Source organism: Janthinobacterium sp. CG_23.3, assembly GCF_046115965.1.
Taxonomy (GTDB): Bacteria; Pseudomonadota; Gammaproteobacteria; order Burkholderiales; family Burkholderiaceae_D; genus Janthinobacterium.
The window spans coordinates 1-10,643 of record NZ_JBJXIB010000165.1 but is presented as its reverse complement, the minus strand read 5'-3'; the positions used below and the strand labels follow the sequence as shown (position 1 = coordinate 10,643).

The window sequence follows — 10,643 nt, the reverse complement described above, 5'->3', positions numbered from 1 at the left end:
CCCCCCCCCCCCCCCCCCCCCCCCCCCCCCCCCCCCCCCCCCCCCCCCCCCCCCCCCCCCCCCCCCCCCCCCCCCCCCCCCCCCCCCCCCCCACCGGGTTATCCCACTGCCGGCTTAAGAAGACTTCCTCACGCGCAAATACCATTCGCACAACAGCCGCACCTGCTTGGCGGTGTAGCCTTTTTCGACCATGCGGGCGACGAAGTCGGCGTGCTTGTTGGCGTCGTCGGCGCTGGCCTTGGCGTTGAAGGAAATCACCGGCAACAATTCCTCGGTGTTCGAGAACATCTTTTTCTCGATCACGGTGCGGAATTTCTCGTAGCTGGTCCAGGCCGGGTTCTTGCCGCCGTTGTGCGCCCGCGCGCGCAGACCGAAGTTGACGATCTCGTTGCGGAAGTCCTTCGGATTGGAAATACCGGCCGGTTTCTCGATTTTCTCCAGTTCGTTGTTCAGCGATTCGCGGTCGAAACTCTCGCCGGTGTCCGGGTCGCGGTATTCCTGGTCCTGGATCCAGAAGTCGGCGAAGGTGACGTAGCGGTCGAAGATGTTCTGGCCGTACTCGGAATAGCTCTCCAGGTAGGCGGTCTGGATCTCCTTGCCGATGAACTCGACGTAGCGCTGCGCCAGGTGCTCCTTGATGTAGGAGAAATAGCGCTGCTCGGTTTCGGGCGGGAACTGCTCGCGCTCGACCTGCTGCTCCAGCACGTACAGCAGATGCACCGGATTGGCCGCCACCTCGGTGGTGTCGAAGTTGAACACCTTCGACAGGATCTTGAAGGCGAAGCGCGTCGACAGCCCGTTCATGCCCTCGTCGACGCCGGCGTAGTCGACGTACTCGTGCATCGACTTGGCCTTCGGATCGGTGTCCTTCAGGTTTTCGCCGTCGTAGACCAGCATCTTGCTGAAGATGCTGGAATTTTCCGGGTCCTTCAGGCGCGACAGGATCGCGAACTGCGCCATCATCTTCAAGGTGCCGGGGGCGCAAGGGGCCTTCAGCAGCGAGGAGTTGGCCACCAGCTTGTCGTAGATCTTGATCTCGTCGCTGACGCGCAGGCAGTACGGCACCTTGACGATATAGATACGGTCGAGGAAAGCCTCGTTGTTGCGGTTGTTCTTGAAGGTCTTCCACTCCGACTCGTTCGAGTGGGCCAGGATGATGCCGTCGAAGGGGATCGCGCCGAAGCCCTCGGTACCCTTGTAGTTGCCCTCCTGGGTGGCCGTCAGCAGCGGATGCAGCACCTTGATCGGCGCCTTGAACATCTCGACGAATTCCATCAAGCCCTGGTTGGCCAGGCACAGGCCGCCGGAATAGCTGTAGGCGTCCGGGTCGTCCTGGGCGTAGTCTTCCAGCTTGCGGATGTCGACCTTGCCCACCAGCGAGGAGATGTCCTGGTTGTTTTCGTCGCCCGGCTCGGTTTTCGAGATGGCGATTTGCTTGAGCACGGAAGGGTAGCGCTTGACGACGCGGAACTGGTTGATGTCGCCGTTGAACTCGTGCAGGCGCTTGACCGCCCACGGCGACGGGATGTTGCGCAGGTAACGGCGCGGGATGCCGTAGTCCTCCTCCATGATGACGCCGTCCTCCTCTTCGTTGAACAGGCCCAGCGGCGATTCGTTCACCGGCGAACCCTTCAGGCAGTAGAAGGGCACGTGTTCCATCAGCGACTTGAGCTTTTCGGCGATCGACGATTTGCCGCCGCCGACGGGACCGAGCAGATACAGGATCTGCTTGCGCTCCTCCAGGCCCTGGGCGGCGTGGCGGAAATAGGACACCACCTGTTCGATGACCTCCTCGGTGCCGTAGAACTCGCGGAAGGCCGGATAGATCTTGATGATCTTGTTGGCGAAGATGCGCGACAGGCGGGTGTCGTTGCGGGTGTCGACCAGGCTCGGTTCGCCGATCGCGGCGAGCATGCGCTCGGGCGCGCTGGCGTAGGTGAGCCTGTCCTTTTTGCACAGAGCCAGATAGTCGGTCAGAGACATTTCCTCTTCCCGGGTCCGCTCGTAGCGTGCTGCGTAGTTGTCAAAAATGGTCATTTGAATGTCCTTTGATGTAAACCTGCTAGTCACTGTTATCGGCAGTGGGCGCCTCGCTCCCTGCCTGGCCTTTTATCGGTAAAAAAGTTCGCGTATTCCCTGTTGTAATGGTGCGCCGGCGGCCTGTGCCAAGTCCGGCTTGCCCGGACCCGAAATGCTGATGACGGTGCCGCGTGCTGGAACCGCTGGCTGGCCTGTTGTATGTCTTTATAACGCAACTTACGCTTATGAAATTTATTATTGCTCTATTAGTTCAGGAAGTCAAAAGATATGTCGTAATATCCTTAATACCCCATCGTAAATTATTGATTTCATTGGGGAAATCTAAAAAATTTGGCGCAATTCGAGTGGATTTTCTGCCATTTTATTCGCCATAAAACGACATTTCTCAAGCGCCGCGCAGGGGCTGGCCGCGCCGGCGCGCGACGGTGCGGCGCAGCAAAGCGCGGCGGCGGCAAGTGGCGCCGCCGATCTTGCGCTAAGATGCCTGCCTATTGACGTACGTATCCGCGAATCGAAGGGAAAAAACACATGATGAACGACGCATTGCGCGCGCTGCTGCAAGGCATGCCGAAGGCCGAACTACACATCCATATCGAGGGCTCGCTGGAGCCCGAACTGATCTTTGCGCTGGCGCGGCGCAACGCCGTGGCGCTGGCCTATGAATCGGTCGAGCAACTGCGCCTGGCCTACGCCTTCGAGGACTTGCAGTCGTTTCTGGACATCTATTACGCGGGCGCAAGCGTGCTGCTGAAAGAGCAGGATTTCTACGACATGACCAGCGCCTACCTGGCGCGGGCGCAAGCCGACAACGTGCGCCACGCCGAGATTTTCTTCGACCCGCAAACCCACACCGCGCGCGGCGTGCCGATCGAAGCGGTCATCGGCGGCATCCACCGCGCCTGCCAGGACAGCCCGGTCAGCGCCACGCTGATCCTGTCCTTCCTGCGCCACCTGTCGGAAGAGGACGCCTTCGCCACGCTGGAAGCGGCGCTGCCGCAGCGCGACAAGTTCATCGGCATCGGCCTCGACTCGTCCGAGGTCGGCAACCCGCCGGAGAAGTTCGCGCGGGTGTTCGCGCGCTGCCGCGAACTGGGCTTCCACGTCGTCGCCCACGCCGGCGAGGAAGGGCCGCCGGCCTACATTGAAACCGCGCTCGACGTGCTCAAGGTCGAGCGCATCGACCATGGCGTGCGTTGCCTGGAGGACGCCGCGCTGACGCGGCGCCTGGCGCGCGAGCAGATCGCGCTGACGGTGTGCCCGCTGTCGAACACCAAGCTGTGCGTGTTCGACACGATGGCCGAGCACAATCTGCTGCAACTGCTCGACGCCGGCCTGCTGGTCACCGTCAACTCGGACGACCCGGCCTATTTCGGCGGCTACATGAGCGCCAACTTCCTGGCCGTGTTCGAGGCGCTGCCGCTCGGCCTGGCGCACGCGCGCACGCTGGCGCGCAACGGCTTTACCGCCGCCTTCCTGCCGGCCGCGGCCAAGCAAGCCTACCTCGACGAGGTCGACGCCTTTTTCGCCGCCGCCGCCGTCTAAGGCCGTTTAATCGCGTGCGCCGGCGGCGCGTCCGCCCGCCGGCTTTGCCTCCCCCCCCATTGCGTCCGCGCCGTCTGGAACACACCATGTTGAGCCTTTCCCTGAAAATGACCGCGCGCGACTGGCGCGCCGGCCAGTTGCGCTTCCTGCTGGTGGCGCTGATCGTCGCCGTCGCGTCGTTGTCGGCGGTGGGTTTCTTCGTCGACCGGCTGCGCGCCGGCCTGAACCGCGACGCCCACCAGTTGCTGGGCGCCGACCTGGTGGTCAACGCCGACAACCCGCTGAACCCGGCCTGGCTGGCCGAGGCCGAGCGGCGCGGGCTGCGCATCGCCCAAACCGTGGTCTTCCCCAGCATGGCGCAGGCCGGCGAGGGCGAGCAATCGGTGGCGCAACTGGCCTCGATCAAGGCGGTCTCGAAACACTACCCGCTGCGCGGCCGGCTGAAAATCAGCACCGCGCCCGAGCAGGCGGGCGAAGGCGAGGGCGCGGCCACCGAGGCCATTCCGGCGCCGGGCACGGTGTGGGTCGACGCCGGCATCCTGCCGGGCCTGAAGGCGCGCGTCGGCGACACCATCCAGCTGGGCGAGAAGCGCTTCACGATCGCCCAATTGATCGCCAGCGAACCGGACCGCGGCGCCGCCTTCCTCAACTTCGCGCCGCGCGTGATGCTGCCCTTGAGCGAACTGGCCGCCACCGGCCTGGTGCAACCGGGCGCGCGCGTCACCTACCGGCTGCTGCTGGCGTCGGCGTCGGCCGGGCAGGGCGCCGCCGCGGCCGCGTACCAAGCCTGGTTGGAGACGCAGATCAAGGACGCGGCGCTCAAGGGCGTGCGCATCGACTCGCTCGAAACGGGCCGGCCGGAGATGCAGTCGACGCTGGAACGGGCCGACCGCTTCCTGTCGCTGGTCGGGCTGCTGTCGGCGCTGCTGGCGGCGGTGGCCGTGGCGATGGCGGCGCGCCGCTTCATGCTGCGCCACCTGGACGCCTGCGCCATGCTGCGCTGCCTGGGCCTGACGCAAAACCAGGCGACGGCGATGTACCTGATTGAATTCGCGCTGGTCGGCCTGGCCGGCAGCGTGGTCGGCGTGGCGGTCGGCTTCGGCGGCCACCTGCTGTTGCTCGAACTGCTGGGCAAGCTGGTGCAAAGCGACTTGCCGCCGGTGTCGGCGCTGCCGGCGCTGCACGGCGTGGCCACCGGCATGTTGCTGCTGCTCGGCTTCGCCCTGCCGCCGATTCTGCAACTGCGCAACGTGCCGCACAACCGCGTGATCCGCCGCGAGCAGGCGGCGCCGCAGCCGCTGGCCCTGGCCACCTACGGCCTGGGCCTGGGCAGCTTCGTGCTGCTGCTGCTGTGGCAGGCCGGCGACGCGCAACTGGCGCTGCTGACCGCGCTCGGCTTCCTCGGCGGCTTCGCGCTGTTCGCGCTGGTGGCCTGGCTCGGCCTGAAGTCGCTGAAGACGCTGCGCGGCGCCGTCAACCATCAAAGCTGGCGCTTCGCCGTGACGTCGCTGCAGCGCCGCCCCGGCGCCACCATCGTCCAGGTGGTGTCGCTGGCGCTGGGCCTGATGGCCCTGCTGCTGCTGACGGTGGTGCGCGGCGACCTGATGACGGCCTGGCGCAACGCCACCCCGGCGGACGCGCCGAACCGCTTCATCATCAACATCCAGCCGGAGCAGAAGGCCGAGATCGCGCGCCGGCTGGCCGGCGCCGGCGTCGTCAACGCGCCGCTGTACCCGATGATACGCGGGCGCCTGGTGGCGGTGAACGGCGCGGCCATCACGCCGGCGACGTACACCGAGGAGCGCGCCAAGAACCTGGCCGAGCGCGAATTCAACCTGTCGACGATGGCGCAGATGCAGGAACAGAACAAGATCGTCGCCGGCAGATGGTTCGCCGACCGCGCCGGCGCGCCGGCCGAGGCCTCGGTCGAGGAGGGCATCGCCAAGACGCTGAATCTGAAGCTGGGCGACAAGCTGCGCTTCGACATCGCCGGCACGCCGGTGGAGGCGGCCGTGACCAGCCTGCGCAAGCTCGAATGGGGGTCGATGAAGGTGAACTTCTTCGTCATCATCAACCCGGCGGCGATGGCCGACACGCCGCAAAGCTGGATCACCGCGTTCCACCTGCCGCGCGCCCAGGCGGCGCTGGGCAATGCCCTGACGCGCGACTATCCGAACCTGACGGTAATCGACGTCGGCGGCGTGCTCAAGCAGGTGCAGGCGGTGCTGGAACAAGTCGTCACGGCGGTCGAGTTCCTGTTCTCGTTCACGCTGGCGGCCGGCGTGCTGGTGTTGTACGCCGCGCTGATGGGGTCGCAGGACGAGCGCACCCGCGAGGCCGGCCTGCTGCGCGCGCTGGGCGCGACGCGGCGCCAGTTGTCGCAGGCGCAGCTGATCGAATTTATGCTGGTGGGGGCGCTGGCCGGCCTGCTGGCGGCGGCCGGCGCCTCGGCGATGGGCTGGGCGCTGGCGACCTACCAGTTCAAGTTCGAATGGAGCTTCGGTTCCGGCGTCTGGCTGGCCGGGCTGGTGACGGGCGCGCTGTGCGCCATCGCCGGCGGCTGGCTGGGCCTGCGCAACGTGCTCAAGCAACCGCCGCTGCAAACCCTGCGCGAAGGATAGGCGGCGGCGGGCCGGGGGCTCTTTGCCCCTGGTTTTTTTTGGCGTTGGCGCCGCCTCACGCGCCGCCGTGCTCGCGCAGGTGCTGCGCGTAGGGGAACACCGGCCGGTCGAAGTAGTGCGCCGGCAGGTCGAACAGCGCCCAGAAATAGGTCTCGTCGCCGCGGCAGACCTGCGGCGCGCAGCAGTAGCGGTACCAGTTGTCGCCGACGGCGGCGTGGTACATGCCGTCGCCGCCGGCGGCCGAAAAGAACGGCAGCACGCGCTGCTCCAGCAGGGCGCTCAGCAGCGAGGCCGGGGCGTCGCTGTCGCGGGCGATCTCGTACTGCGCGCGCATGCCCTTTTCGGTCTCGACGATCATCAGGCGGGCGTTGCCGTCGCGGTCGAAGAACAGGATGCCGGTCGGGTTCGGGAAGATGTAGTGCTCGACAAAGCCGTGCCGGGCGATCAGCGTGCCGACCACGGCCGCCAGCGCCGGGTCGCCGAGGAACTGGTAGTTGTGCAGCAGCAGCACGTCGCGCAGGGTTTCCGACTGTTCGGCGAAGAAGGCGGTTTGCAGCGCGCGGATTTCGAGTTCCAGCGTGTCGAGCGCGTCGTCCTCGCTTTTCTTGATGTAGCGGTCGATCAGGCCGCGGTTGAAGGCGGTGACGGCGATTTTTTCGTCGGCCGCGCCGGTAAATAGGATTTTTTTGCACGGCAGATCGCGCACCACCTCGCAAAACTCGATGCCGTTCATCTGCGGCATCGAGTAATCGATGACCAGCACCGACGGCACCGAAAAGCGCTCGGCGTGGCCGCTGATGCGGTAGATGCTCTCGATGTCGACGGCGACGTTGCAGTAGTCCGGCGGCAGGTTGGGCGCGTCGAAATTGACCTGCATCGGCGAGGCGCCGCAGCGCGGGCTCTGGCGCAGCCAGCCCAGCGCGGCGGTGGTGTCGTGGAAGGTCTTCCTGGCCAGCGCCGGGTCGAGCTGGAACGACAGGCTGCGCAGGAAGGAGTCGCTGTCGTCGATCAGCACGGTCAGGCTCGGGTGGGTGTAGACGGGCAGGTGCATACGTCGCCTTAATGGAGGCCGGGGATGCCGGGGGGGCCGGGGGCGCGCGCCGGCGCGTTCAGGGGGAATTCCAGCACGAAGATCGCGTAGGCCGTCTCGCGCGAGACGCAGCGGATGCGCGCCTGCCAGGCTTCGACGATTTCCTTGCACAGGGCCAGGCCGATGCCGGTGCCGTTGTGCGCCGGATACGAGTAGAAGCGCTGGAAAATCAAGGGCAGGTGGCGCGGCGCGATGCCGCAGCCGGTGTCGATAAACAGCAGCCGCGGCGTGCGGCGGGCGCCGTCGATGATGATGCGCACGCGGCCCTTGCCGGCGCGCTGCACCGCCTTGAGCGCGTTGCGCAGCAGGTTCAGCAGGATCACCACGGCCAGCTCGCTCTGGCCGGCGAACATGAAATTGCCGCGCACCTCGACCACCACCGAATTTTGCTGGAGCTGGCCGGCGAAGGGATAGCGCTTGATCACCGAGTCGACCGTCGCCGCCATCGAGACCGCCTCGTTCGGCTGCAGGTTGCGGTTGACCGCGCTGGCGCTGAGCAGGAACAGGTCGATCATGTGGTTCATGTGGCGCACTTCGAACTGGATCCGGGTCAGCGCCTCGTGGGCGCTGTCGCTGTTGACCTGGTCTTGCTGCAGCAAGCGGTTCAAGCCGCGGGCGTTGGCGTCGACGCTGGTGAGCGGGGTGCGCAACTCGTGCGCCACGGTGGCCAGTCCGGCGCCCAGTCCGGCCAGCTTTTCCTGCGCCAGCACGTTGCGCCCGACCTTGGCTACCGACAGCACGGCGATGGTGAAGCAGTGGATCGGCAACTGTTGCAGCACCGGCTTGCTCAGCAGCACCGCGCCCTCGCCGGCGATCAGCACGCCGACGCAGGCCAGCGCGGTGCCGACCGCGTAGGCGACGCCGGCCAGCGCCATGTCGAAGTGGAACAGCACGACCAGGCCGACCAGCAGCGTCTGGGTCCAGACCGCCGAGGCGTGGTTCATCAAGAACATGAAGGTGAAGAAAAAGGGGATCAGGTAGCTCAGCGCGACCAGCAGGAAGATGTCGAGTTCGCGCTTGCTGAAGCGGCGCGCGAACAGGCCGATCAGGCACAGGCCGATGCCGATGCAGCGCAGCACCACGTTTTCATAGGTCTGCGGTAAAAAATAGCGCCACGTCACGTAGCAGGCGGGAATCGCGACGGCGCCGATCCAACACAGCAGCACCACGCGGGTGGCGGCGTATTCGTTGGCCCCCAGCAGGGAACGGACCAGGCCAAGCTGCCAATGCATCCATCGTTGTGGTCGTCGTCGGGTCATGGCGTCAGCTTGACTTTTATCAATATCGCATAGTCCATTGAATTGATGTGGAATAGGAAACTATCGGCACTGTAGTTGACATATATCAAGCCCCCGGTTTCCAGTGGCGTCAAGGTTTTGCCTTAGGTCACACAATCATCAGAATAAGGGGAAAAAATGTTATACGCTACCGCCGGCGCCAGCGCCATTTCGGGCCGACCCGCCGCCGAGCACTGCCTGGGCGACTTCGTCGAGCGCCGCATGGACCAGCACCACGTCACGCGCATCGAAAAACTGCTGGGGGGCGAGCATCCGCACGCCTGGCAGCCGCCGCAGCCGGGGGCGATTTTCCTCGCCGGCAACGACTACCTGTGCCTGGGCGCGGAGCCGAGCCTGTTGCAGGCGCAGATGCGCAGCATGGCGGCGAACCAGGGCGAACTGCTGATGTCGGCGGTGTACCTGCAAAGCGGCAGCCCGCAGCACCGGCTCGAGCAAAAACTGGCGGCCTTCATGGGCGCCGAGGACGGCGTGCTGGCGCAGTCGGGCTGGGCCGCCAACGTCGGCCTGCTGCAAAGCATCGCCGGACCGGGCGTGCCGGTCTACCTCGACATGCAGGCGCACGCCTCGCTGTGGGAGGGGGTGCAATCGGCGCAGGCGCAGCCGGTGGCCTTCCTGCACAACGACATGGGGCATTTGCAGCGCCAGGTGGGCAAGCACGGCCGCGGCGTGATCGTCGTCGACGCGCTCTACAGCACCAACGGCAGCCTGGCGCCGCTGTTCGAGCTGCTCGACATCGCCGAACGCAGCGGCAGCATCGTCGTGGTCGACGAATCGCACTCGCTGGGCACGCACGGGCCGCAGGGGGCCGGGCTGGTGGCGCAGGCGGGGCTGTCGGAGCGGGTGCATTTCCGCACCGCCTCGCTGGCCAAGGCGTTCGCCGGGCGGGCCGGCTTCATCACCTGCTCGAGCCGCTTCAAGGGCTACTTCCTGTCGGAGTCGCGCCCGGCCATCTTCAGCTCCTGCCTGCTGGGGCACGAACTGGCGTGGTTCGACGCCGCGCTCGACTTCATCCGCGGCGCCGACGAGCGCCGCGCGGCGCTGCGCCGGCATACGCTGCGCATCCGCGCCGGCCTGCGCGCGCAGGGCTACAACGTCGACGACGGCAGCGAGCAGATCATCGCGCTGGAAGCCGGGCCGGAGCCGCGCACGCTGGCGCTGCGCAAGGCGCTGGAGCGGCACGGCATCTACGGCGCCATGTTCTGCGCGCCGGCGACGCCGAAAAACCGCTCGCTGGTGCGGCTGACGCTGAACGCCTGCCTGAGCGAGGCGGACATCGCGCAACTGCTGGCGGCGTGCGCGGCGATCCGCGACGAAACCGACCTCGGCAGTTGGTCCTCGACGCGCCGCATGGGCGGTCTGGCCCTAGTCTAAGCCGCCCGCCCGCGCGACAAGCCCAGCGGTGTAGCGAGCCGGGGGCGTTGACAGCGCCGTGGCGCGACCTGACTCCCGAGTGCGCTTGCGCTATGATGGCGGCTATGACTGAACCCATTTCCTTGTACCAAACGATAGGCGGCGAGTCCACGCTGCGCGCGATGGTGGACCGCTTTTATGATTTGATGGAGTTGGAGCCGGAGTTCGCCGGCATCCGCGCCATGCATCCGCCCGCCACCGACGGCTCGCGCGACAAGCTGTTCTGGTTTTTGACCGGCTGGATGGGCGGCCCCGACCTGTTCGTCGAGCGTTTCGGCCACCCGCGCCTGCGCGCCCGCCATATGCCGTTCGCCATCGGCACCAGCGAGCGCGACCAGTGGTTGCGCTGCATGGCCTGGGCCATGCAGGACGCCGGCATCGAGGAGTCGCTGCGGTTGCGCCTGATGGAGTCGTTCTTCCAGACCGCCGATTGGATGCGCAACAAACCCGACTGATGTGCTTTTACTTTTTTGAGTCATGACCCAAATCGAATTTTTCGCGCTGCTGGCGCTGGTGGCGGTCGGCGTCGCGCTGCAGGCGGCGCTGTGGTGGCGGGGGGGGGGGGGGGGGGGGGGGGGGGGGGGGGGGGGGGGGGGGGGGGGGGGGGGGGGGGGGGGGGGGGGGGGGGGGGGGGGGGGGGGG

Annotated in this window: 7 protein-coding genes; 4 read left to right on the top strand and 3 right to left on the bottom strand. The window is 66.5% G+C overall.

Annotation, left to right across the window (positions count from 1 at the left end; genetic code table 11):
• Positions 1 to 114 precede the first annotated feature (114 nt).
• On the bottom strand, positions 115 to 2,037 hold the full coding sequence (locus ACFDR9_RS25285; protein WP_017878858.1) for a PrkA family serine protein kinase: 1,923 nt from the start codon (positions 2,035 to 2,037) through the stop codon (positions 115 to 117).
• 531 nt (positions 2,038 to 2,568) lie between these two features.
• On the opposite strand from ACFDR9_RS25285, the gene ACFDR9_RS25280 reads away from it, so the two are divergent.
• Positions 2,569 to 3,582: an adenosine deaminase gene (locus ACFDR9_RS25280; protein ID WP_409032748.1), complete on the top strand. Its 1,014-nt coding sequence runs from the start codon at positions 2,569 to 2,571 to the stop codon at positions 3,580 to 3,582.
• Positions 3,583 to 3,668: 86 nt separating this feature from the next.
• Positions 3,669 to 6,203, top strand: coding sequence for an ABC transporter permease (locus ACFDR9_RS25275; protein WP_409032747.1), 2,535 nt, complete (start codon positions 3,669 to 3,671; stop codon positions 6,201 to 6,203).
• A gap of 55 nt (positions 6,204 to 6,258) precedes the next feature.
• Here ACFDR9_RS25275 and ACFDR9_RS25270 read toward each other — a convergent pair whose 3' ends face one another.
• Both ACFDR9_RS25270 and ACFDR9_RS25265 read right to left on the bottom strand, forming a co-directional pair.
• Positions 6,259 to 7,254, bottom strand: coding sequence for a response regulator (locus tag ACFDR9_RS25270; RefSeq protein ID WP_409032746.1), 996 nt, complete (start codon positions 7,252 to 7,254; stop codon positions 6,259 to 6,261).
• An 8-nt stretch (positions 7,255 to 7,262) separates the two neighbouring features.
• A complete protein-coding gene (locus ACFDR9_RS25265) occupies positions 7,263 to 8,525 on the bottom strand; it encodes a sensor histidine kinase (RefSeq protein WP_409032745.1) in 1,263 nt (420 codons plus the stop codon).
• A 183-nt stretch (positions 8,526 to 8,708) separates the two neighbouring features.
• Here ACFDR9_RS25265 and cqsA point away from each other — a divergent pair, with 183 nt between their 5' ends.
• Together cqsA and ACFDR9_RS25255 are read left to right on the top strand one after the other, a co-directional pair.
• On the top strand, positions 8,709 to 9,962 hold the full coding sequence (gene cqsA / locus ACFDR9_RS25260; RefSeq protein ID WP_409032744.1) for an alpha-hydroxyketone-type quorum-sensing autoinducer synthase: 1,254 nt from the start codon (positions 8,709 to 8,711) through the stop codon (positions 9,960 to 9,962).
• Between the two features lie 95 nt (positions 9,963 to 10,057).
• Complete coding sequence (locus ACFDR9_RS25255) at positions 10,058 to 10,456, top strand: group II truncated hemoglobin (protein ID WP_026133393.1); 399 nt, start codon at positions 10,058 to 10,060, stop codon at positions 10,454 to 10,456.
• The last annotated feature ends 187 nt before the right edge of the window (positions 10,457 to 10,643 follow it).

Coding starts and splice junctions, on each gene's coding strand:
- cqsA (WP_409032744.1), top strand. CDS start 8,709: ATGTTATACGCTACCGCCGGCGCCAGCGCCATTTCGGGCCGACCCGCC.
- ACFDR9_RS25275 (WP_409032747.1), top strand. CDS start 3,669: ATGTTGAGCCTTTCCCTGAAAATGACCGCGCGCGACTGGCGCGCCGGC.
- ACFDR9_RS25270 (WP_409032746.1), bottom strand. CDS start 7,254: ATGCACCTGCCCGTCTACACCCACCCGAGCCTGACCGTGCTGATCGAC.
- ACFDR9_RS25285 (WP_017878858.1), bottom strand. CDS start 2,037: ATGACCATTTTTGACAACTACGCAGCACGCTACGAGCGGACCCGGGAA.
- ACFDR9_RS25265 (WP_409032745.1), bottom strand. CDS start 8,525: ATGCATTGGCAGCTTGGCCTGGTCCGTTCCCTGCTGGGGGCCAACGAA.
- ACFDR9_RS25280 (WP_409032748.1), top strand. CDS start 2,569: ATGATGAACGACGCATTGCGCGCGCTGCTGCAAGGCATGCCGAAGGCC.
- ACFDR9_RS25255 (WP_026133393.1), top strand. CDS start 10,058: ATGGCGGCTATGACTGAACCCATTTCCTTGTACCAAACGATAGGCGGC.